17 protein-coding genes are annotated in these 23529 nt (G+C 44.0%); all 17 read left to right on the top strand.

The genetic code is table 11. The features are described 5' to 3' along the window. Positions 1-43 precede the first annotated feature (43 nt). A complete protein-coding gene (locus tag D1164_RS10650) occupies positions 44-1018 on the top strand; it encodes an NHL repeat-containing protein (protein ID WP_119349966.1) in 975 nt (324 codons plus the stop codon). A gap of 97 nt (positions 1019-1115) precedes the next feature. Then, on the top strand, positions 1116-1328 hold the full coding sequence (locus D1164_RS10645) for a hypothetical protein (RefSeq protein WP_119349965.1): 213 nt from the start codon (positions 1116-1118) through the stop codon (positions 1326-1328). A 135-nt stretch (positions 1329-1463) separates the two neighbouring features. Further along, positions 1464-2042 carry a 4Fe-4S dicluster domain-containing protein gene (locus tag D1164_RS10640; RefSeq protein WP_119349964.1) on the top strand — a complete coding sequence of 193 codons (579 nt, stop codon included), beginning with the start codon at positions 1464-1466 and terminating at the stop codon, positions 2040-2042. A gap of 6 nt (positions 2043-2048) precedes the next feature. Further along, positions 2049-3311, top strand: a complete 1263-nt coding sequence (locus D1164_RS10635; RefSeq protein ID WP_119349963.1) for a 4Fe-4S binding protein — start codon at positions 2049-2051, stop codon at positions 3309-3311. Between the two features lie 68 nt (positions 3312-3379). Beyond that, complete coding sequence (locus D1164_RS10630; RefSeq protein WP_119349962.1) at positions 3380-5248, top strand: outer membrane protein assembly factor BamB family protein; 1869 nt, start codon at positions 3380-3382, stop codon at positions 5246-5248. A gap of 36 nt (positions 5249-5284) precedes the next feature. Beyond that, a complete protein-coding gene (locus tag D1164_RS10625) occupies positions 5285-7627 on the top strand; it encodes an NAD(P)H-dependent oxidoreductase subunit E (RefSeq protein WP_119349961.1) in 2343 nt (780 codons plus the stop codon). A 46-nt stretch (positions 7628-7673) separates the two neighbouring features. Next, positions 7674-8750: an SGNH/GDSL hydrolase family protein gene (locus tag D1164_RS10620; RefSeq protein ID WP_119349960.1), complete on the top strand. Its 1077-nt coding sequence runs from the start codon at positions 7674-7676 to the stop codon at positions 8748-8750. Positions 8751-8837: 87 nt separating this feature from the next. Then, positions 8838-10388, top strand: a complete 1551-nt coding sequence (locus tag D1164_RS10615; RefSeq protein ID WP_119349959.1) for an FAD-dependent oxidoreductase — start codon at positions 8838-8840, stop codon at positions 10386-10388. A 102-nt stretch (positions 10389-10490) separates the two neighbouring features. After that, positions 10491-11654: an outer membrane protein assembly factor BamB family protein gene (locus D1164_RS10610; protein ID WP_119349958.1), complete on the top strand. Its 1164-nt coding sequence runs from the start codon at positions 10491-10493 to the stop codon at positions 11652-11654. A 57-nt stretch (positions 11655-11711) separates the two neighbouring features. Then, positions 11712-13013, top strand: a complete 1302-nt coding sequence (locus D1164_RS10605; RefSeq protein WP_119349957.1) for a glycosyltransferase family 4 protein — start codon at positions 11712-11714, stop codon at positions 13011-13013. 3 nt (positions 13014-13016) lie between these two features. Next, on the top strand, positions 13017-13397 hold the full coding sequence (locus tag D1164_RS10600) for a hypothetical protein (RefSeq protein WP_147372151.1): 381 nt from the start codon (positions 13017-13019) through the stop codon (positions 13395-13397). Between the two features lie 45 nt (positions 13398-13442). Next, positions 13443-14132, top strand: coding sequence for an ABC transporter ATP-binding protein (locus D1164_RS10595; RefSeq protein ID WP_119349955.1), 690 nt, complete (start codon positions 13443-13445; stop codon positions 14130-14132). Positions 14133-14186: 54 nt separating this feature from the next. Then, positions 14187-17468, top strand: coding sequence for an ABC transporter permease (locus tag D1164_RS10590; RefSeq protein ID WP_119349954.1), 3282 nt, complete (start codon positions 14187-14189; stop codon positions 17466-17468). Between the two features lie 75 nt (positions 17469-17543). Next, positions 17544-18128, top strand: a complete 585-nt coding sequence (locus D1164_RS10585; protein WP_119349953.1) for an RNA polymerase sigma factor — start codon at positions 17544-17546, stop codon at positions 18126-18128. 53 nt (positions 18129-18181) lie between these two features. Beyond that, positions 18182-18769, top strand: a complete 588-nt coding sequence (locus D1164_RS10580) for an RNA polymerase sigma-70 factor (RefSeq protein ID WP_119349952.1) — start codon at positions 18182-18184, stop codon at positions 18767-18769. A gap of 175 nt (positions 18770-18944) precedes the next feature. After that, positions 18945-19976: a FecR family protein gene (locus D1164_RS10575; RefSeq protein WP_119349951.1), complete on the top strand. Its 1032-nt coding sequence runs from the start codon at positions 18945-18947 to the stop codon at positions 19974-19976. Between the two features lie 202 nt (positions 19977-20178). After that, positions 20179-23517: a TonB-dependent receptor gene (locus D1164_RS10570; RefSeq protein ID WP_172594426.1), complete on the top strand. Its 3339-nt coding sequence runs from the start codon at positions 20179-20181 to the stop codon at positions 23515-23517. Positions 23518-23529: the final 12 nt, after the last annotated feature.

Here is a 23529-nt window from a genome sequence, read left to right as displayed (position 1 = left end):
TCCTGGTTTTTTGATTGTGTTTTTTATTACTAAAAGATAAAAAATGAAGAACAAAGGAATCATCATTTTTCTCCTCATTCTGACGGTTATAATTGTGGTGGTCATTGTGGGCGATTATGTTTCTGATCGTCCCAACCGTAGCAGGCCCAATCCGTTTGCATACGATGTGGAGGCATTTAAATCGGTCAATCCGGACTTGATTCATTACAAAGAATCCAAAAATTTCAGGATTGGTTTTCAAGAACCTGCTGCCCTTGCCATTCAAAATAAAAAAATCTATGTCGCCGGCGACAGAAGCCTGAAAATTATTGACTTATCAGGGGTATTGAGCTCAGAATTTAACCTGCCGGGGAAAGTGCAGGCTATTGAAGTTTGGGACGGAAAAGTTTTTTTGGCAATCGACAACCGTATTCTGATTTATGATGAAGCGGGAAACGTGTTGGATGAGTGGCAACCGCTGAAAGAAAATTCGTTGATAACAGCCATTGCCGCCACTGAAAATAATGTGTTTGTAGCCGATGCCGGCAACAGGCGTGTGATTCGCTTTTCTGCAGAAGGTGAAATGCGGGGAGAATTTGAGGGAAAGGCTGATGAGGATGCGCTTCATGGATTTATTATCCCCAGCCCTTGTTTCGATTTGAATGTAAACGATGAAAACGAACTGTGGGTGGTAAATCCCGGCCTTCATGCTTTTGAGAATTACACCTTTGAAGGGAATCTTCGCTCTCACTGGAAAAAAACAGGAATGACTGTGGACGGGTTTAGCGGATGCTGCAATCCGTCGCATTTTACGTTTCTGAACGACGGGCGCTATGTAACCAGCGAAAAAGGATTGGTAAGAATTAAAATCCATAAACGTTCCGGAGAGTTTGAAGGAGTGGTTGCTGCACCCGAAAAATTTACAGAGGAAGGTCAGGCGCCCGATGTGGCCGCTGACAACCAAAACAATATATATGCACTCGATTTTGATAAAAAAGTAGTGCGGGTATTCAAACCAAAAAACAGCACCGGACTTTAGTCTGATGGTGGTAAAAAATGAGTAAAAAAGTGCATCCGCATGAATGGGTTGAGATACGGATGCGCAGGGCACCAAAAAGTAAAAGATTAAAAATGCAATGAACCGAAAAGAATTTATAAAAACCGGAGGCCGGATTTTAATCCTGGGGGCAATGGCTGCCACCGCAGGATACCTGGTGGTTCATAAAAAGGTAGATACTACCTGTTCGGTTTCACCGGCCTGCCAAAAATGCGGTCAGTTTGCCCGTTGCGAACTGCCACAGGCTGCAGAGACCAAACAGAATGAACAACAACAGGAAAAAACTCCGTAGGAGTTTAATCTTGTTTCCCCATGGGGAAAATGATGTCCGGATTTAATAAGGCGCAAGCTGGCAGATCGTTTGAAAAGCAAACAAACCATGCGCCGCATATGGAGACGATGATTAAGATTTAGAGAATAGAATCAGATGGAAGACAAAAGTAAATCGAAAAACAGACGCGAATTCATACAGAGCGGGGTTCGGTTGTCCTTGGCGCTGGCACTGGGCAGTGTCAGCGGTCTGGCGTTGAGCAAAGTGGTGAAAGATGATTACGTATGGCAAATCGATCCGTTTGAATGTACCCAATGCGGACGCTGTGCCACTGATTGTATCATGTCTCCTTCCGCCGTTAAATGTGTTCACGCCTACGATCTTTGCGGCTACTGCGATTTGTGTGGCGGCTATTTCAAACCCGATGCCAATGCATTAAGTACAGCCGCCGAGAACCAGCTCTGCCCCACTGCCGCAATCGAACGTAAATTCATTGAAGAACCTTATTTTGAATACATTATAAATGAAGACCTTTGTATCGGTTGCGCCAAATGCGTGGAAGGATGTACCTCCTTTGGGAATGGTTCGCTTCACCTGCAAATAATCCATGATATTTGCCTGAACTGCAACGAATGTTCCATTGCCCGTGTTTGCCCGTCGGATGCCATTAAAAGGGTAAAAGCCAGTGAGGCATACCACATAAAAGGAGACTTTTCAAAAAACCCGGAATCCTGACGAACAATGAAAAAACTGAAATACATATTTTTTATTTTTTACTTGCTGACTTTTACGTTGCCTGTTTTGGCGCAGCAGCAACGCTTTCCAAAACCCGAGTTCGAATCAGGCTACGTACAGCCTTCCACCCAAACACCGGAACCACGTGCGTTGTCTCTGGAGTATTTCGATGTACTGGTTTTATTGGTAGTGCTTTCGCTTGCTACATGGTTGGCCATTAAAAAACGTTCGCGCCAAGGTATTTTGTGGCTTTCGGTTTTTACGCTTATCTACTTCGGTTTTTACCGGAACGGCTGCATTTGCTCCATCGGGGCCATTCAGAATGTTGCCCTTTCGTTCGCTGATCCTACTTATGCCATTTCTCTTACGGCACTGCTGTTTTTTATTTTGCCTTTGGCATTTACCCTTTTTTTCGGAAGGACATTTTGTGCCGGGGCCTGCCCGCTGGGGGCAATTCAGGATGTGGTAATTATTAAACCGATTAGCTTACCCAAGTGGCTGAACAAAACCCTGGGCCTGATTCCCTACATTTACCTTTCGCTGGCCGTACTGTTTGCTGCCACCGGAACCGACTTTATCATCTGCCGCTACGATCCGTTTGTGGGTATTTTCCGAATGGATGCCAAATTTCATATGGTGGTGCTGGGGATCAGCTTTTTACTGATGGGCATGTTTGTAGCCCGGCCTTACTGCCGTTTCTTTTGCCCGTACAGTGTTTTGCTGAACTGGATGTCACGCTTTTCGAAATGGCACCTTTCCATCACACCGGCAGCATGCATTCAGTGTAAATTATGTACCAACTCATGTCCATTCGATGCCATAGATTATCCTACCAATGAAAAGGAAGTGCTCAAATCGGGCCTGGGGCCCAAACGATTTTTAGTTTATGCATTGCTTATTCCCCTTTGGATTGCTGCCGGAGTGCTTGTAGGGAAACAATCGCACACCTGGTTATCGAAAGCGAATCCCGATGTTTATCTGGCTGAATTACTGATTTCCAATCCCGAAATAAAAAATGACCCGGACAATATCGACGTACAAACTTTCCTGGCTTCAGGAAAAACCATGGAAACGCTGGTACAGGAAGCTGAAATCCTCCGGGGAAAATTTTATATAGGAAGTATGATTGCCGGCGGCTTTTTAGGTCTGGTTATCGGGATGACTTTACTGAATACGGTTGTTTTCAGAAAACGTCAGGATTATGTTCCCCACAAAGGAAACTGTTTCAGTTGCGGGAGGTGTATGGATTATTGTCCGGTAGAGAAATAAACAGGTTGCAAGGGTTGCAACCGCATATAAAAGAATAAAAAAGGTTTACAGTTGAAATTATAATAAAAATGACCAACAACGATAAATTGAAACTAGCCCAAAATGTTGCCGTTATTTCCGGGATTTTTTGCTCGGTAGTGGCTTTGCTGTTGCTCCTCAACTTTTGGCAGTTTTCCAAAAACGATCCCATCGAAAGTAAAGGACTTGAAACACTCGTTGAGCGCTTGCAGGAAGATCCGAACAACGACGGGCTGAAAACCGAAATCCGCCATTACGATTTACTGGCGCGGAAAGCATACTTCAGCAGTCAGTGGCAGGTAAAAACCGGTGCCTATTTGCTCCTGTTCGGTGTTATTGTGCTTGCTTTTGCATTACGGGTTTATTATTCACAGAAAACCCGGATTGAAGAGCCGGAAAAGGTATTGGAGAATGAAATTGCTGGTCGAATTCTGGCTCAAAAAGGAATCGTTATTGTTGGGGGAATTGTATTTGCCCTGGCCATTGCAGCCTCATTTACAACGGTCAATTACCTCGAAAGATATAACTGGGAAACCACATCAGGCGAAGCATTGAACGAGCCGTCCGACGAAACGGTGGAAGATAAAATTGAAGTAATAGATGTGGGAGAAGTTACAGAACAGCCAGTAGAAACAGCGCCCGAAGCAGAGCAAGAAGCTCTTACACCGGAAAAACCAGTGGTTCAGGAAGTGGCCACCAGGGAAGTTGAAAAACCTGCTCCCGAACCGGAAAAAGCCGCAACCAAAACACCCGTGCCGTCAATGACAATTGATATCGTCAGAAAAAATCATAACTCCTTCCGCGGCCCGTTGGGACAAGGGGTAATTTATCATGAAAATATCCCCACCAACTGGAACGGTACTGACGGAACCCATATTCTTTGGAAGTCTCCCGTGCCAAAACAAGGTTACAACTCGCCCGTAATTTGGGGCGAAAAGGTATTTGTAGCCGGCGCCGACGAACAAAGCCGCGAAGTTTACTGCTTTAACCGGAACGACGGAAAACTGCTGTGGACAGGCAATGCCGGTAATATTCCCGGTTCGCCATCCACATCGCCCCGCGTAACAGATGACACCGGTCTTTCTGCGCCAACAGTTACCACCGACGGACAGCGGGTTTATGCCATTTTTGCCACCGGCGATGTAGTTGCTTTTGACATGAACGGCAACCGGGTTTGGGCGAAAAACCTTGGCGTTCCGGACAATCATTACGGGCATTCTTCTTCACTGATTACCTGGGATAATAAATTATTCGTTCAATACGACACCAATAAAGGCGGCAAGATATTGGCGCTGAATACTTCCACCGGCGAAACAGTTTGGGAAACGGTCCGCGACGCCAAAATCTCCTGGGCCAGTCCGGTCATCGCTCAGGTTGACGGTAAATACCAGGTAATCCTGACTGCCGACCCCATTGTGGCAGGTTACGATGCACAATCCGGAAAAGAACTTTGGTCGGTGGAATGTATGATGGGCGAAGTAGGGCCGTCGGTTGCATTCCATAGCGGAATTGTTTATGCGGCCAACGAATATGCACGCCTGGTTGCCATTGATGTGAATACCCAAAATATTATCTGGGAAAACGACATGTACCTGCCCGAAGCGGCCAGTCCGCTGGCACACGACGGGTTGCTTTTTATCGCAACCAGCTATGGCGTGCTGGTTTGCTACGATGCAAAAACCGGAGACCAGTATTGGGAACACGATGTAGGCACAACGCTCTACTCTTCGCCGGTATTTGCCGATGGGAAACTTTTTATGATGGACAACGACGGGGTAATGCGTATTTATGAATACGCCAAAGAAATGAAACTGATCGCTGAAAATGAACTGGGAGAAACTGCAGGAACAACACCGGCATTTGCCGACGGACGGATTTATATCAGGGGAGAAAATAATTTATATTGTATCGGAAAATAAAATTTTGCGTCTCTGCTACTTTGCAGGAAACCAAATATGACAAACCATTTTCAAAATATCGACCAAATAATCAGGGAAAACGGTTCGCAAAAAAAGAACCTGATTCCTATTTTGCAGGCTATTCAAAAGGAATACAATTATTTGCCGCAGGAGGCCTTGAAATACCTGGCTGAAAAAACGTCCATCACTCCGTCTGAGATTGTGGGGGTAGCCAGTTTTTACAAACAGTTCAGGATGCAGCCCGCCGGAGAGCATCTCGTAAAAATTTGTGTGGGCACGGCATGTCATGTGAAGGGTGCCGGCCTGGTACATGACGCCTTCAGAAGGCACTTTGACCTGCCAAAAGGAACAGATACCGATAAATCAGGTAAATACACCCTGGAAAAAGTAAGTTGCCTGGGGTGCTGTACTTTAGCCCCGGTGGTTCAGGTGGACGATATTACTTATGGCCATGTTGCTCCGGACCAGGTGGACAAGGTGATTGAAGATTTTGAAAGCCGCCATGGTGAAAAAGGAACTCCAAAAGTCAGAAAGGCTGATGGTTCAGCAATAAAAGGAGAAATACGTATTGGACTGGGTTCCTGTTGTGTGGCCAGCGGCAGCGGAGAAATTGAGAAGGAAGTGGAGAGCGTGGTTAACAACAGCGGACTGCGCGTTAAGCTGAAACATGTAGGCTGCGTAGGCATGTGCCATCAGGTTCCGTTGGTGGAAATCGTTCCCAATGAAGGGGAACCTACCCTTTATGCCAAAGTAAAACCGGAAGATGTAAAAAATATTATCGAAACCCATTTTGATCCCCCCAATATTCTTTCCCGGATAAAAAACAAGCTGTTTCATTTTGCCGAAGAAATCCAAACCGACCGGAATTGGGATGGCGTGGAGCGATACGAAATCAGCATGCGCGAAAAGCCGGTGGCATCATTCCTCGGAAACCAGGTACCAATTGCTACCGAATATCGTGGAATTATCAATCCGCTCGATATTGATGAATACCAACGCAGGGGCGGATTTTCGGCGTTAAAAAAAATGTTTGAATCACTTTCGCCGGAGGCAGTAATCGAAGAAGTAAAAAACAGCGGTATTCGCGGACGGGGCGGCGCCGGATTCCCCACTGGCATTAAATGGGAACTGGTAAGAAAAGAAAAAAGCGAAACAAAATACCTCATCTGCAATGGCGACGAAGGCGATCCCGGTGCATTTATGGACCGGATGCTCCTTGAAAGTTATCCCTACCGGGTCATTGAGGGGATGATAATTGCCGCCTACGCTACGGGGATCCACCAGGGCTATTTTTATATTCGGGCTGAATATCCTTTGGCAGTGAAACGCATAAGAAAGGCATTGGAAATTTGTCGTGAAAACAATTTTCTGGGGAAAAATATCATGGGCACCGGTTTCGATTTAGACCTGATCATATATGAGGGAGCCGGCGCATTTGTTTGCGGCGAGGAAACAGCACTGATTTCATCCATTGAAGGAAGCCGTGGTTTTCCCAGAATACGTCCTCCATTTCCGGCACAGAAGGGATTATGGGGAAATCCAACATTGGTAAATAACACGGAAACAATGGCGCAGATTTCCTATATTTTGCGCGAAGGTTTTGAAAAATTTAAAGGGATTGGCACCGATGGCAATTACGGAACAAAAGTTTTTGCCCTGGCGGGGAAGGTAGCACGCGGTGGATTGATTGAGGTGCCTATGGGAGTCAGTATCCGGCAGGTTGTGGAAGAGATTGGCGGCGGCATTGCAAACGGACGTAAATTTAAAGCCGTACAAATTGGTGGCCCCTCCGGGGGATGTATTCCGGCCGAACATGCCGACACCCCCATTAATTACGAGTCGCTTTCCGAAATGGGAGCAATGATGGGATCCGGCGGACTGGTAGTGCTTGATGACACCGACTGTATGGTGGACATGGCCCGCTTTTTTCTGTCGTTCACGCAGGATGAATCGTGTGGGAAATGTACCTTCTGTCGGGTAGGTACCAAACGGATGCTTGACATTCTTGAAAATATTACGAGCGGGAAAGGGAAACCGGGCGACATTGAAGAACTGGAAAAGCTGGCTGAATGGACAAAAAAAGGCAGTTTGTGTGGCCTGGGAAAAACAGCCCCAAACCCGGTAATCAGTACTTTGATGTATTTTCGCGATGAGTACGAGGCCCACATCAATGGTGTTTGCCCCACCGGGAAATGTACCGAACTGATTACCTACTCTGTCAACGACAATTGTATCGGTTGTACATTGTGTGCACAAAAATGCCCGGTTGAGGCCATTCCTTTCACCCCGCACGAAAAGCACAGTATCGATACAGAACAATGTATTAAATGTGATTCCTGCCGTGCGGTTTGCCCGGAGGATGCCATAGATGTGAAATAGTAATTAAAAAATTTATATTTTGTACAGATATAAAAAATTGAATAGAATGAGAAATTTGTTGGTGATTATTGCTTTGTTTTTACCCATTATTGGATTAACGTCTTCTGTCGACAGTTTAAAATATGTAGATGCAGCCACGCTGCCGGTTATTGGAAAAGGATTTGACGATACCCAAACGCGTTACGAACGGTTGCCGGCCAGCCTGGAAAAAATAACCCGCCCCCCGGTTTGGGGATTATCGAAAAACCCGAGTGGCTTAGCCATTCGCTTTCGCACAAACTCTCCATTAATTGCAGCAAAGTGGGAAGTTACAAAGGATGTGTTCATGAACCACTTTACAATGACCGGTATAAAAGGGCTGGACTTGTACTGCCTGAAAAACGGAAAGTGGCAATTTGTTAATTCTGCCCGGCCGAAAGAAAAATCCACCACGGCTGTGATTATCAAAAACATGCCTGGCGAGGAGATGGAATACATGCTCTACTTACCGCTTTACGACGGATTAAAAAGTCTGGAAATTGGAGTAACAATGGATTCGGAGATTAATCCTCCCATGGTTAATTCTCCGCAAACAGGAAGTCCTGTCGTATTTTACGGAACCAGTATCACCCAGGGGGGCTGTGCTTCCAGGGCCGGCATGTCGTATCCCAATATTTTATCGCGGATGCTTGACCGGGAAATTATTAATCTGGGATTCAGTGGAAATGGAAGGCTCGATCTTGAGATTGCCGAAGCAATGGCTTCTATCCCTGCCTCTTGTTTTGTAATTGATTGTTTGCCTAATGTGGATGTAGCGCTAATGAATAAAAATTATTCCCGGTTCCTGGAAATTATCCGGGAAAAGAAACCTGAAACACCAATCATTCTTGTTGAGAATATTTTTTACCCGCACATGCATTTTGATCAGAAAGTATTTGAAGCAATACAGGAAGAAAATGCAACGCTGAAGCGAATCTTTCAGGAAAGGAAAAAAGACGGAGACAAAAATATTTACTACGTAAAGGCAGACAAACTGATTGGAGACGATAATGAAGCAACAGTAGATGGAGTTCATTTAACCGATATGGGTTTTCTGAGAATCGCCGAAAATCTTTATCCGGCCATACGAAAACGAATACGATAAGCTTTTGATTTTGCCTCTAAAACCGAAAGCACCGGGTTTTCGGGAATAGATAAAGGGAACGTTTCCGGCGCCTTTGTAAACAAAAACATGATTACACTAAAAATAAATAACAAGGAAGTTCGGGTGGAAGAAGGCACTTCGGTGATGAAAGCCGCACAGCAGGTGGGTATAGAAGTTCCCAACCTGTGCTGGCATGACGAGCTGGAGCACTTTACATCGTGCATGCTTTGCCTCGTGAAAGATACCAGAAATGGCAAGCTTTTTCCTTCTTGTTCCATTCAGGCTGCTGAGCATATGGATGTGGTTACCGACGATGATGAAGTAGTTGAAGCCCGAAAAACGGCGCTGGAACTGCTGCTCAGCGAACATGTAGGCGACTGTGAAGCGCCCTGCCACATTGCCTGTCCGGCCCACATGAACATTCCGCTAATGAACAGGCTGATTGCCGCCGGAAAGTTTGATGACGCGCTGGAGGTTGTAAAACGTGACATTGCCTTACCGGCCGTTTTAGGACGCATTTGTCCGGCTCCTTGTGAAGGTGCCTGTCACCGCAAAACGGTAGATGAAGCAGTTTCTATCTGCCTGCTCAAACGGTATGTGGGTGATGAAGGGATGGAACCGAAAATCATTCCTGCTCCAAAAACAGACTGGAAAGTAGCTGTAATTGGCGCCGGCCCCGCAGGTTTGTCAGCAGCCTATTATTTGCAGCTAAGAGGAATACAGGTTACACTATTTGACAAAGCCGAAAAAGCTGGCGGCCAAATCCGGACGGAAATCAGTGAAGAAAAGCTGCCACGGGAAGTACTCGATAAAGAGATTGAAACCATCTTAAAAACCGGAGTCGATTTTCACGGGGGAAAAACAATCAATACTGAAATGTTTCGAATCATGCAGAATGAGTTTGATGCTTTTGTGATTGCCACCGGCTCCGTTTCTGAAAATGCAGAAGTATTTGGATTAAACACCACTCCGAAAGGAATTGAAGCTGACAGAAACACCTACCAGACTTCGGCTGAAAATGTATTTGCCATCGGCAATGCCCTGCGAACATCCCGACTAGCAGTGCGTTCGGTGGGTCAGGGAAAGGAAGTGGCATTTTCTGTTTGGCAATATCTGAACAACCAACCCGTAAAAGGCGAACCGCGCATCTTTAACTCACGGTTTGGCAAACTGGTGAACGAAGAGTTTTCGGAATACCTGAAAGAATCGGTTGAAAGAAAAAGAGTGTTTCCTGAAAATATGGGGACGGACGGATTTTCACGCGAAGAAGCCATTGCCGAGGCTCAACGTTGCCTGCATTGTGACTGCCGGGCTATCGATGATTGTAAGCTTCGGATTTACTCCGATCGCTATCAGGTCGATCAGCGCCGCTTTAAAACCAGTGAGCGCCGTAAAATTACAAAGCTGAATACCCACACCTCCCTGATTTACGAGCCACAAAAATGTATTAAATGTGGCATTTGTGTCCGGCTTACGGAAAAATACGGGGAACGATTCGGGTTCACATACATTGGCCGCGGGTTTGATGTGGAAATCGGAGTGCCATTCAATGAAGAGCTGAAACAGGCGCTTACGGAAACTGCCCTGAAAGTAGCCAAAGGCTGTCCGACAGGGGCCATTGAGCTGAAACAAAAATGAAAACACAATAAGTGTTATGGAGAAGCAATTGGTCGAATGACAATACAAACCGGAACCCGGAGGGTTCAACAACAATAGCCGCAGGTACAACCTGCGGAACACATGCAGAGAGAAACAGGAACCCCGGAGGGGTTCAATAATCCGATGAAAATGATTCGATTAAATACATTATTTACCTTTTTATTTTTGCTGCTTGCACACCACACTTTTGCCCAGTCATCCAGCTCCTGGGCAATATTCAGGGGGAATCAGCAGCTCAATGGGATTTCCGGTGCCAAAATCCCGGATCACCCCAAACTTCTATGGACTTTTCAAACGGGCGACAACATCAAATCGGCACCGGTAATTGATCAGGGGAAGGTAGTGATTGGCTCCACCGACGGGTTGATTTATTGCCTCAGCCTGGAAGGAAAACTTCTTTGGAAGTTTGAAACCGGAAATGCAATTGAGGCCCCGGCGCTTATTCACAAAAATACGGTTTATGCGGGTAATCTGGACGGAAGCCTGTTTGCCCTCGATTTAAATTCCGGAGAAAAAAAATGGGAATACAAAACTGACAACCAGATTATCGGTTCAGCAAACTGGTGGGAAGATGGGGGCACCACCTATATTTTTGTGGGAAGTTATGATTACTACCTGCATTGTGTGGATGCTAATACCGGAACGGCGAAGTGGAAATATGAATCGGACAATTTTATTAACGGGGCAGCCGCCTGCCAGAACGGAAAGATATTTTTCGGCGGCTGCGATGGTTTTTTACATGTAGTGGACGTGCAAACCGGAAAAGCCGATAAAAAAATTGATGTGGCTACTTATGTTCCCGGATCGCCGGCAGTAGAAAGCGGAAAAGCGTATCTCGGTGATTACGATGGTCGTTTTTTTGAGGTGGACATCGCAGAGGGAAAAACTACCTGGGTGTGGGAAGATACTGAAACAAACCTGCCTTTTCTGGCCTCCCCGGCTATTTCGGGCGACCGCATTTTCATCGCCAACCACAATAAACTTTTGTACTGTTTTAATAAAAACAACGGGGAGAAGCTTTGGGAATACAATACAGGAAGCCGGGTGGAAGCCTCGCCGGTAGTAACGAAAGACAAAGTGATTGTGCCCAATATGCGTGGCGATTTGGTGCTGGTCGGTTTATTTGACGGAAAAGTTGTGTGGACGTATGAAATAGGCAGCCAGATTATCAGCAACCCGGCCGTTGCAGGCGATCGGATATATGTAGGCGCTTACGATGGTTTGGTGTATTGTTTTGGAAACTGAAACATTAACCGTAAGGCGCAACATTTTTTGCGTCGCGGTGGTTAAAAAAAACAGAAAATGAATATCATCCAGATTATACCGGGTTCAGGAGGTAGTTTCTACTGCGGCAACTGCTTACGCGACAGCAAGTATTTTAATGCCTTGCGCGCCGAAGGACATCAGGTGACCAAAATTCCCATGTACCTCCCGTTGTTTGCCGATGAACATGATATTTCTGATGTTCCGATCTTTTACGGTGCCATCAGCACTTATCTAAAACAGGTTTTCCCTGTTTTTCGGAAAGCCCCAAAATGGTTTGACAATTTACTCAACTCCAAACCCATGATGAAGCTCGCCGCGTCCATGGCAGGCTCCACACGGGCCAGCGGACTGGAAGATATGACCATTTCCATGTTACTGGGAGAGCAAGGCAAACAAAAGGAAGAACTGGAACACATGGTGTCCTGGATTGCCGAACATTGCAAACCCGATATCATTCACCTGTCTAATGCACTGCTGCTGGGACTTGCCAAACGGCTGAAGGAAAAAATCGGTGTTCCGGTAGTCTGTTCATTGCAGGACGAAGATGTGTGGGTGGACGCGGTACATCCCACCTTCCGCGAGAAAATCTGGAACCTGATGCACACACGTTCCGAAGATGTAGATATGCTGGTAGCCGTAAGTGATTTTTTTGCAGAGAAAATGAAAAAAAGCATGAAACTACCGGAAGAAAAGGTGCAAACTATTCATCTCGGAGTGGAAGTGAATGATTACACCTTCATCTCTGCCTCAAAAAAACCACGCAATGTAGGATACATTTCCCGGATGTGTTATGAAAACGGTTTTGACATTGTGGTAGATGCCTTTATCGAACTGAAAAAGCAACCCGGTTTTGAGGATGTCAAACTTATGGCAACAGGAGGCTCAACGGGCGATGACTCAAAATTTATAAAAGAACAGAAACGAAAAATAAAGAAAAACAACCTCAACGATTTTTTTGAAATACTACCGGAATTTGAAGACGAAGCGGTACACGAATTCTTTAAAAACGTAGCGTTGATTTCGGTGCCGGTACGCATAGGCGAAGCATTTGGAATTTACCTGCTGGAGTCGATGGCATCAGGCGTCCCGGTCGTCCAGCCGGCATTGGGGGCTTTCCCTGAAATTGCGGAACTCGCAGGGGGCGGTATAATATATCAGCCAAACACTCCGGAAAAGCTGAGCGAAACCTGGGCTAAACTGCTATCCGATTCTGAAAAGCTGGAGCAACTCAGTCAGGCTGGTTATAGCGGTGTAAAAGAAAAATTCAATATCCAAAATCATGCGGAAGAAATTATAACTTTATACAAAAGTTGTGTTCAATATGGGCAAAGGCAATAAAAAATGAAATATCGATTACGACTAATTGGAATTTTAATATCGTTGAATGTGCCTGGATGCACTGCATATCTGGCAATACCAACGGACAACCATCCAGTTGTAGAGCAAAACAATTTGAGAGAAAGAGCCGTCGTAAAAAATTCCAATTGCGATTATATGGGAGTTATTACTGGAGTGGACCACACAAGGTGTGGTTGTTGCGGGGGCTATAAAATAGAAATTAATGGACAAACATTTTTGACTGATCACATACCAAATTTCGAAGAAATCCTTGGACCAGCAGAAGATAGAGAGTTTCCTATCCCTATATACCTGGATTATGAAAAGGCAGAACAATGTAGTTACAGAAGAATAATAATTACTTGCATTGAAAAAAGAGAATAAATACTGAACATAGTCAACGTATGTAAATAAAACTGACTGAAGAATATGCTGCTACAACTGCAAAACATAGTAAAAGGCTACGGTGAACCAAACACCCACAGCTACCGTCCGGTTTTAAACGGGTTGAACCTGGAGGTAAGCGAAGGCGATAAAATTTCCATTGTCGGCCCCAGCGGTTCGGGAAAGACGACCCTGCTCAACCTGATGGGTGCCATGGATACACCCGGCGAAGGAAAGGTACTGTTTAAGGGGAAAGATATTACCTCCTATTCCAAACAGGAACTGGCCGGTTTCCGGAATCAGCATCTGGGTTTTATTTTTCAGATGCATCACCTGTTGCCTCAGTTAACATTATTTGAAAATGTACTTTTACCACTACTTCCGCAAGGGAAAAGTATTTCCCGGGAACAAAAGGAATGGGCAGAATACCTCATTGAAAAAGTAGGAATTACCGGGCAACGTAACCAAAAGCCATCGCAACTTTCAGGAGGTGAATGCCAGCGTACGGCCGTGGTAAGGGCTCTTGTAAACAAGCCCGAACTTTTGCTGGCCGATGAACCCACCGGGGCGCTGGATGAGGAAAATGCCAACGCCCTCACCGATTTGCTCCTTACGCTAAGCGCAGAAGAAGGTGTTACGCTGATAACCGTTACACACGCCACTGCACTGGCCGATTGTATGGATAAAAAATTTCAACTAAAAAATGGGAAGTTAGTTGATTCCTTAAAAGGTTAAACACTAACAGGCCAGGCAGCTGCAGGACGACAACAGTGTCAAACATAAAAATGAATGACGAAATTTAGCTACATCATAAAATCGTTTTTTCACTACCTGAAAGCCAATTTACTGGTAGCGCTGGGGGTAGCTATAAGTACCACTGTCCTCACCGGATCACTCATCATTGGGGACTCAGTGCGCTACAGTTTGGAGCAGGCTGCCTTTTACCGGTTGGGCGAAACAACCCATTTGGTAACAGTGCGGGAACGCTACTTCCGGCAGGAAATGGCCAGTGAAATGGAAAAGTTGAATCCGGAAATAAAGGCTACTCCGGTTTTACTGCTTGAAGGAGTGGCTGTTTCAGGAGGCGGAGAACGCCGTGCCAACCGGGTGCAGGTGGCAGGAGTTGACAAAAATTTCAGCAAAATTGCAAACGACACACTATTCAGTCATTTAAAAAACAACGAAATAGCCATCAGCCGAAACCTGGCTGAAAGGCTACAGGTGGGACAAGGCGACAATTTGCTGGTACGGGTAAAAAAAGCAAGCCTGATCCCCCTGAATGCACCTTTTGTTTCTGATGATGAAAGCAGCATTTCGTTACGGGCAACTATCAAAAAAATACTGACACGTGAAGAGCTCGGCCGTTTCAGTTTGAAAAATTCGCAGTCAGCCCCCTATAATATTTTCCTTTCCATGGAACGGCTGAATGAAATGATGGATTTCAGCGGGAAAGCAAACAACATCCTTGTTTCTTCCAGCCTGGAAACAAATGAAATACAAAAAATTGTTGACCAATCGCTTATGCCTGCCGACGCGGGTCTCGCTGTAAAAAGAATTGAAGCTACGGGGGAAATGGAAATCTCAACCCACCGTGTTTTTATGGAGCCGAAAGTGGCGCAAACACTGAAACAGCTTCCGGGGGCGAACCCGGTGATTACCTATTTTGTAAATGAAATTGAAAAAACCCAGGAAAATAAATCCACTGCTAATCTCCTTCAATCCCATTCAATCCCCTACTCGTTTGTTTCGTCTCTTTCCGGAAAACAACTGGCAGATAATGAAATAATTCTAAACCAATGGGCTGCCGACGATTTGAAGACAACTCCCGGAGATACCATTCGGCTAAAATATTTTGAAATAGGGCCGCTGCGTAAACTAATAAATAAGAAGGCCAAATTTGTATTAAAGGCGATAGTGCCGATGTCCAGTCAGTGGGCTGACCCCACACGCATGCCTTATTTACCGGGACTTTCAAATGCAGGGCACTGCCGGGAGTGGGAAGCCGGGGTCCCCATAAACATGGATGCTATTCGCGAAAAGGACGAAGCTTACTGGAATCAATGGAAAGGAGCGCCCAAAGCGTACATTTCGCTTACAGAAGCGAGTAAATTATGGAAAAACCGGTTTGGAATTTACACGGCCGTACGTTTCCCTGTGGAACAGTATGATGCATCAAAGTTCCGGGAGGCTTTTTCTCAGGAAATTCACCCAGCTGATTTGGGGATACTGGTGGAGCCGGTTCGCGAGCAAGGGATCCAGGCTGCCCGCAACGGGACCGATTTCAGCGGGTTGTTCCTCGGACTCAGCTTTTTTATCCTGGTTGCTGCCATTGTTTTAACCGCCTTACTTTTTCGGTTAAACTTAGAAACCCGGTCGGCCGAAGTTGGGATACTTGATTCGCTCGGATTTAAGACGAAACAGGTACGTAGTTTCTTTTTGCTGGAAGGACTTGTCATTTCGCTGGCAGGTACGCTGATCGGACTGGCGTTATCGGTTTTTTACACTTCCGCCGTTTTCCGTATTTTGAATACGCTGTGGTTTGAAATTGTAAGGACCAATATACTTCTGATCCGGATTTATCCTGCCACACTGGTTGCTGGGATGGGAATTAGCCTGGTGGTTTCGCTGGGGGCCATTTTTATCTCCTTACGGCGCTATCAAAAACAACAAACGGCTCCATTGCAAAAGCGAACAAAGCGGTTACTCAAAAAACAGGGATACTTTTTACTGAATGGATTGATGTACTTTAGCCTGGGGGGTTCCCTCATTATTTTTCTTTTCCAGATAATGGTTTCCAACGAACTGAATACCGGGTTGTTCTTCTTGTCGGGAGGATTGCTGTTACTGGGATTGTTGCTGGCTTTCCGGAAAGTACTGGCCCGCATCGGTCCTCAAAAGCCGAGGCAGCTTAAGTGGCATAAATTGGTTTGGCTGAACCTGCCCCGCAACACCGGACGGTCACTCACTGTGGTTATTCTTTTTGCGCTGGGAACATTTATTGTGGTTTCCACCGGTTCGAATAAACTCGATTTGTTTGCCAACGCCGAAGATAAATCAAGCGGTACCGGAGGGTTCCTTTATTTTGCCGAAACAACGATGCCTGTTCTTTACAATTTAAATGATGAAGGGAAACGTGCCGAAGAAGGAATATCTGAAAATTTTACAGCAGTACAGTTCCGCAAGGTTGAGGGTGACGATGCCAGCTGCCTCAATCTGAACCGTATAAAACAACCAGCCATCCTGGGTGTAGATCCTGAAACACTAAGCGGCCGGTTTTCATTTGCCACCCGCATCGCCGAATTAGGAGACAGGGAACCATGGAGAGCATTGGATACAAAGTTTGACGACGGCTCTGTTCCGGCTATTGCCGACCAAACTGTTATACAGTGGGGCCTAGGCAAAAATGTAGGAGACGAACTTCTTTACCAGAATGAACAGGGTGATACCCTGCGGTTAAAACTCATTGCAGGAACAACGCCTTCTGTTTTTCAGGGATACATTATTATTTCAAACGAACATTTTCTTCAACACTTTCCGGGTAACAGCGGGTCCCATATTTTTCTGATAGACGGGGAAGCTGAAAAGAGTCCACAAATTGGCGACGAATTACAAACACTTTTCCGCGATTATGGCTGGGAGATGGAACCGACTGCCCGGCGACTGGTAGAATTTTATTCGGTTACAAATACTTACCTGAGTATTTTCCTTGCGCTGGGAGCGCTGGGAATGATTCTTGGCACTGTTGGACTGGCTGTAATACTGGCCCGCACTATCCTGGAGCGCAGGCGCGAACTCGCGATCATGCAGGCCATTGGTTTTAAAACCCGGCAGCTTTTTATTCTGCTGTTCAGCGAATATCTTGTACTCCTGTTATCCGGGGTGTTAATTGGTTGTGTAGCCGCTGTTATAGCAACCTTGCCTGCATTCCTTTCTACACACTCCGATGCTTCGCCCGAAACGGTTGCACTGGTTATTGCCCTTATTCTGGGGAACGGTATTCTCTGGATTGCCGGCCTGAGTTGGTTCTCCCTACGCAAAAAGACACTGGTAAACGAATTGCAGGAAGAATAAATATTAACATAAAAGGGTGTGTTCTTTATTTTGTTTTCACCTATTTTCATTTATTTTTGGATCTTGCTAAATCTAATGAAATCAGATAAACAAATATGGAACGACTTCATCAAGGGTGAAAATTACGCCCTTTCCCATATTTATTTCCGTCATATTCAAATGTTATTTCGTTATGGCAAAAAATTTTCGCAGGACGATGAATTGATTAAGGACACCATTCAGGATCTGTTCTTCGACCTCATTCGCACCCGCAAAAACCTGGGAGAGACAGACAACATCCGTTTTTATCTGATGGCCTCCTTCCGCCGTAAGCTTGCCAAAACCATAAACCAAAAAGTTCCCCTGGAATATACAGACGACAAGGAAATAACGGCAGAGATTGTCTATTCTTTTGAACATGAACTGATAAATAAAGAAGAACTTAACCAGCGCGAACAGGCCGTAAAAAAAGCCCTGGCGGCGCTCAGCCCCAAACAACGTGAAATTCTGTATTACAAATACACCTGCAGTTTTGATTACGAACAGATTTGCGAAATTATGAAGCTACGTTACGATTCCGCCAGAAAGCAGGTCTCCCGTGCGTTGAAAGCGCTGAAAGAAGTACTTGACGATTCAAAACTTTTTTTATTCTTCCTTGGAATTTTTTCTGTCAACAAATAAATTTCATATTGTGTGCCTATTATTTTATAAATTAGCCGAAATTTCAGGATTGGATGGCTGATATACCTGGCATAAACGAAAAAACTCTTGTTGAAAGACTAAAAAACAACGAAGCCGAAGCATTCGACCGTTTGTTTTATAGGTACAGCGACAAACTTTACCGTTTCTCTTTTTCTTTATTAAAAAATGAAGAAGACTCCAGGGAGATTATCCAGGAAGCTTTTTATAAAATCTGGGAAAACCGGAGTAAAATAGATTCGTCTAAATCATTTAAAGCCTTCCTCTTTTCTATCTCGTATCACCTGATAATAGACCAGTTGCGTTTCCGGTTAAAAGATCGCGAATTCCGAAAATCTCTTGAAAAGCACTTTGAGGAACATGCTATTCTCCAGGAAAACAAAATCGATTACAATACTTTAGAGACAGAAATTTCAAAAGCAGTGGCAGAACTTCCCGAGAAACGAAAACAAATCTATCGGTTAAGTCGTGAAAAAGGACTGACTCACAAAGAGATAGCAGAACAATTGGGAATTAAAACCAAAACAGTGGAAAATCAGATTAACCTGGCACTCAAACATATTAAGACCCATTTGGGAGAAGATATTCTGGCGGTTTTACTTTTTTTATCCCTTTTCGGATAATTAAAATAAAAAAATCAATTTTCTTTTGGGGGAAGAATCCCATTTTTTCGTATTACCTCTAAACAGAATAAAAATTCTGATTTTTCATAGGTTAGTTTAGTTCGGTTTGATATAAAATCCCCTTTTAATAAAAGGGGATTTTTGGATAACTTGCAGGCAAAGCGAAAAAAGAGGGATGCAAAAAAGTAACAACATTAAAGAAATTGTAGAAAAGTACGTCAGGGGAGAAAGTAATCGTAAGGAACTGGAGAAAGCGATGGAATTGTTTGCTGATCCTAACCGCAACCTGGGAATCCGTCCTGTGCTTTTCAGATACTGGGAGAAAGAGGAAGAAAGTAAAATAAAAGAACTTCCCCCCCTTTCAAATCCTGAAATGATCCTGGATAAAATACACCACCGCATTCATTTAGGAGCAACAAACAACCCCAGAAGTTCTTCAGGGAAATGGACAGTGAACTTCCTGAAGGTAGCCGCAATCCTGATTTTGGGGCTGGTTATCGGGTTGCTGATACATAACCTTCAAAAGTCGGAGCCAATATATTACACAGCCATCGCCCCCAAGGGGTCTATTTCACAAATGATACTGCCTGACAGTACGATTGTTTTTCTTAATGCAGGCTCGGAATTAAAATACACAGAAACACAAGGCACTTTCCTACTTTCGGGAATACAAAAACAACGCACAGTATTTCTTTCGGGCGAAGCATGGTTTGATGTAACCCGAAATGAAAAGAAACCCTTTGTGGTACACACTCCTTTGTACGATGTAAAAGTACTTGGCACTCAATTTAATGTAAAAGCCTACCCCAAAGATAATGAAGTGACTACAACCCTTGAAAAAGGAAGTGTCCAAATTACTTCCTTTGCCAACGGAACAACAGATAAACCCCAGACACTCCAACCGGGAGAGCAGTTAGCTTACAGACCAAATGAAGGCATTACAGTTCAAACGGTAATCCCTAAAATGTTCACGGCGTGGAAAGATAATAAACTCATCTTCATCAACATGAATCTGAAAGAGTTGTTTGTACTCCTTGAACGCAAGTACGGTGTGGATATAGAAGTGGCTGACAATGTGGTATTAAATTATCATTACGACTCTACCATTACCGATGAATCCATTCTTGAAGTACTTGACCTGATTGCAGAAACCCTGCCCATCAGGTATAAAATTGAAGGACAAACAGTAATCATTCAAAAAAGATAATGGAGGAATTGCCAATGAAGTGAACTAAACTATTAACCAACATAAAACCGGCAGATGCGGTTACACCTGCCGGAATGCGTTTTTATAACGGTGCGATGGCCGTCGCACCATAATTACTAACACTTAATTTCACAAAAGTATGAAAAAATTTGAGATTGTAAATTTCCCAAGTTTTGGGAAAAACCGAAAACTGTTACGAATTATGAAACTAACTCTATTGCTATTAACCACTTGTTTTATACACGTTTCCGCGACAGTTTACTCGCAGTCTACCCGGTTCTCTTTCGATGTAAAAAATAAAAGGGTGGTTGAAGTTTTGCGCGACATCGAAGACCAAAGCGATTTTCGTTTTTTTTACCAGCGAGAGCAGGTAAATGTGGAACGAAAAATAGACTTGCAGGTAACAGACCAAACACTGGAACAAATTCTATCCAGTTTGTTTAAAAAAGAAGGTATTGATTTTATTATGCGCTCCGACCACCTCATCCTTCTAAAACCCGTTGCGTCAAACCCGGACAACATTGGATTCTGGACTGAAAATCAGCAGCAGAAAACCGTTTCAGGAAAAGTAACAGATACATCCGGACAACCTCTGCCAGGCGTTACTGTAGTGTTGAAAGGTACTACCCAGGGAACAGTTACCAACGCCGACGGAGAGTATTCGCTCGCAGGTATTCCTGACAATGCTACACTGGTATTTTCGTTTGTGGGAATGCGAACACAGGAAGTGGTTCTGGGTAGTAAGACGAGAGTCGATGTAAAAATGGAGGAGGAGTCGATTGGAATTGAAGAGGTAGTAGCTGTTGCTTACGGAACGCAAAAAAAAGCAGAATTAACGGGATCTGTAAGTTCAGTAGGGATAGATGATTTGGAGGATATGCCAATGAATCAATTAGGAGAGAAACTGCAAGGGAAACTTCCAGGTGTAAGAATTTATCAGACAGAAGGTATCCCTGGGACAGGTATGACATTTAGGATTCGCGGACAAGCTTCCATTAATGCGGGAAATTCACCTTTAGTGGTAATTGATGGCTTTGCCTCCAGCACAGGGCTTGAAGCTATAAATCCTGATGAAATTGAATCCATTTCAGTTCTAAAAGATGCTTCTGCTACATCTCTCTATGGTTCCCGGGCAGCCAACGGAGTAATTCTTGTTACCACAAAACAGGCTAAAGAAGGAAAGACTCAAATTACTCTAAATGTTTATAGCGGAATCTCAAATGTCCCTCAAAGAGGAAGACCAGATGTAATGAATGCCAGACAATTTGCACAATTCAAAAACGAATGGTATAGCGACCAGGGAATGGAGGTACCAGAAAGATATCAAAATCCCGAACAGTATGGACCTAATGACGGCACGGACTGGTTTGATATTTTATTGAATCCAAATGCCTTAACACAAAACTACAACTTATCTCTTTCAACAGGTACTGCAAAAGTTAAATCGTCTATTAACGCAAGTTACAATAAGCAAGAGGGGGTAATGATAAACGGAATGGCTGAAAGAATCACAGCACGGGCCAATAACATTTTTAACATCTCTGATGATTTAACCTTAGGTTTAAACCTGGCTTCGATATATAGAAACTCCGATAATATCAGTTTTTCTCCTGCATACTGGAGCACCGTTTCATCTGCTTATATAATGGACCCCACATTAGAATATAAAAATGAGGATGGCACCCTACCCGTTGGATTCTCTTCTCCAGGTATGTTCCCTAATCCTAACTGGTATAGGGTTTATACAGAAAGAGAAAATCCGACTCAGCGTTTGAATATTCTGGTAAATGCTTTTGCTGAGTATGAAATTATCGACGGATTAACATACAAGTTAAAAGCTGATGCTGATTTAGGTAATTATAAAAACAGGTATTGGAGCCCATCTACTGCCCAAGGGCAAATGTTCGTAGCGCCACCGAACCCACCTGCAGGTAGTTATAGTTCTTCGAACTCATTGAACTGGCAAATAGAAAACACTTTAAACTATAAAAAGACTTTCAATGAAAAACACAATTTTGATCTTTTAGTAGGCTATACTGCCCAAAAAGTCAGAAGTGAATACAGCTCAATCTCCGGGTCTCAATTCCCTGATGATGAAATTGCATGGGTAACTGCTGCTCCAAGTGGTTCAAGATTAGGTAATGTTTCCATGTCAGAATTTTCTGTTTTATCAGCTTTAGGAAGGTTAAACTATAATTATCAAAGTAAATATTTATTTTCCTTTGCGATAAGACGTGATGGTTCCTCGAGGTTTGGTGATAACAAAAAGTACGGTGTATTTCCATCGGTTTCTGTCGGTTGGGTCGCTTCCGAGGAAAATTTTGTCAAAGAAAATATTGATGCTATTAGTTTCCTGAAAGTTAGAGCGAGTTATGGTGAAGTCGGAAACTACAACATAGGGAACTATTCTCATTTAAGTTCAATTGGAAATGCTAACTACGTATTCAATAATTCAGTTGCAGTGGGAAAAACAAAATCCAATTTGGGCAATTCCTTATTAACTTGGGAAACAACAGTTCAGGGAGATATTGGGTTAGACCTCGGGCTTTTTAATGACCGTATTTTCTTTGTATATGATTATTACTGGAAAACAACCAATGGTTTATTATATGCTGTTGATATTCCACGGGCATCCGGTTTTTCAAATATTCAATCCAATATTGGAGAATTTGACTTCTGGGGGCATGAATTTAGCCTGGAAACAAGAAATTTGGTAGGAGAGCTTAAATGGAATACTCAATTGACATTTGGTCTGGATCGTAATTTAGTTAAAAAATTAGGTACCGAAGACACACCAATTGGAGGTTACCAGGAAAACTCAGATTTTAACCGGACAGAAGTGGGGCATCCAATCGGACAATTTTATGGATATGTATACGAAGGCGTTTTCATGAATGAGGCGGAATTGGCAGAAGGACCCTGGATTACGGTTTATGGAGGCTCTGATGTTGGCTCAGTTAGACTAAAGGATATTAGTGGCCCTGACGGAGTCCCGGATGGGTGGATAGATGCGGCATATGATAAAACGTTTATAGGGGATCCAAATCCTGATTTTATATTTGGGATAACCAATCAGTTTTCCTATAAAAATTTCGATTTAAGTATTCATTTATTAGGAAGAGTAGGAGGAGATGTCTTTAAAGGGGACATGTTGTCAATAGAAAATATAGATGGTGTATTCAATGTTACACCGGATGCCCTGGATCGATGGAGGTCAGTTGAGAATCCGGGAAAGGGTGAGCTTCCCCGAGCCAATTCCAATCCACTCCACCGCTTTAATAATTCACGACACATCTTTGATGGTTCTTATCTCTCCGGAAAAAATATTGTATTGGGCTATACCATCCCTTTAAAATCTGAAAATATTATAAAAAGTGCAAGAGTATATGTCAGTTCACAGAACGCTTTTATATTAACAAATTATCCAGGTTCTAATCCGGAAGCCAGCCAAAATGGATTGAACGGCCTTAGTGAAGGGCGAGATTTTGCACCCTATCCGGTACCGAGAACTTTTACGATAGGAGCAGATATAAACTTTTAAAATAAAAGAATC

Origin of the sequence: Mariniphaga sediminis (assembly GCF_003573545.1) — a bacterium.
GTDB lineage: Bacteria > Bacteroidota > Bacteroidia > Bacteroidales > Prolixibacteraceae > Mariniphaga > Mariniphaga sediminis.
The sequence above is the reverse complement of the archived record's forward strand: the minus strand, read 5'-3'. Positions and strand labels throughout refer to the sequence as shown.

Coding starts and splice junctions, on each gene's coding strand:
- D1164_RS10650 (WP_119349966.1), top strand. CDS start 44: ATGAAGAACAAAGGAATCATCATTTTTCTCCTCATTCTGACGGTTATA.
- D1164_RS10645 (WP_119349965.1), top strand. CDS start 1,116: ATGAACCGAAAAGAATTTATAAAAACCGGAGGCCGGATTTTAATCCTG.
- D1164_RS10640 (WP_119349964.1), top strand. CDS start 1,464: ATGGAAGACAAAAGTAAATCGAAAAACAGACGCGAATTCATACAGAGC.
- D1164_RS10635 (WP_119349963.1), top strand. CDS start 2,049: ATGAAAAAACTGAAATACATATTTTTTATTTTTTACTTGCTGACTTTT.
- D1164_RS10630 (WP_119349962.1), top strand. CDS start 3,380: ATGACCAACAACGATAAATTGAAACTAGCCCAAAATGTTGCCGTTATT.
- D1164_RS10625 (WP_119349961.1), top strand. CDS start 5,285: ATGACAAACCATTTTCAAAATATCGACCAAATAATCAGGGAAAACGGT.
- D1164_RS10620 (WP_119349960.1), top strand. CDS start 7,674: ATGAGAAATTTGTTGGTGATTATTGCTTTGTTTTTACCCATTATTGGA.
- D1164_RS10615 (WP_119349959.1), top strand. CDS start 8,838: ATGATTACACTAAAAATAAATAACAAGGAAGTTCGGGTGGAAGAAGGC.
- D1164_RS10610 (WP_119349958.1), top strand. CDS start 10,491: ATGCAGAGAGAAACAGGAACCCCGGAGGGGTTCAATAATCCGATGAAA.
- D1164_RS10605 (WP_119349957.1), top strand. CDS start 11,712: ATGAATATCATCCAGATTATACCGGGTTCAGGAGGTAGTTTCTACTGC.
- D1164_RS10600 (WP_147372151.1), top strand. CDS start 13,017: ATGAAATATCGATTACGACTAATTGGAATTTTAATATCGTTGAATGTG.
- D1164_RS10595 (WP_119349955.1), top strand. CDS start 13,443: ATGCTGCTACAACTGCAAAACATAGTAAAAGGCTACGGTGAACCAAAC.
- D1164_RS10590 (WP_119349954.1), top strand. CDS start 14,187: ATGACGAAATTTAGCTACATCATAAAATCGTTTTTTCACTACCTGAAA.
- D1164_RS10585 (WP_119349953.1), top strand. CDS start 17,544: ATGAAATCAGATAAACAAATATGGAACGACTTCATCAAGGGTGAAAAT.
- D1164_RS10580 (WP_119349952.1), top strand. CDS start 18,182: ATGGCTGATATACCTGGCATAAACGAAAAAACTCTTGTTGAAAGACTA.
- D1164_RS10575 (WP_119349951.1), top strand. CDS start 18,945: ATGCAAAAAAGTAACAACATTAAAGAAATTGTAGAAAAGTACGTCAGG.
- D1164_RS10570 (WP_172594426.1), top strand. CDS start 20,179: ATGAAACTAACTCTATTGCTATTAACCACTTGTTTTATACACGTTTCC.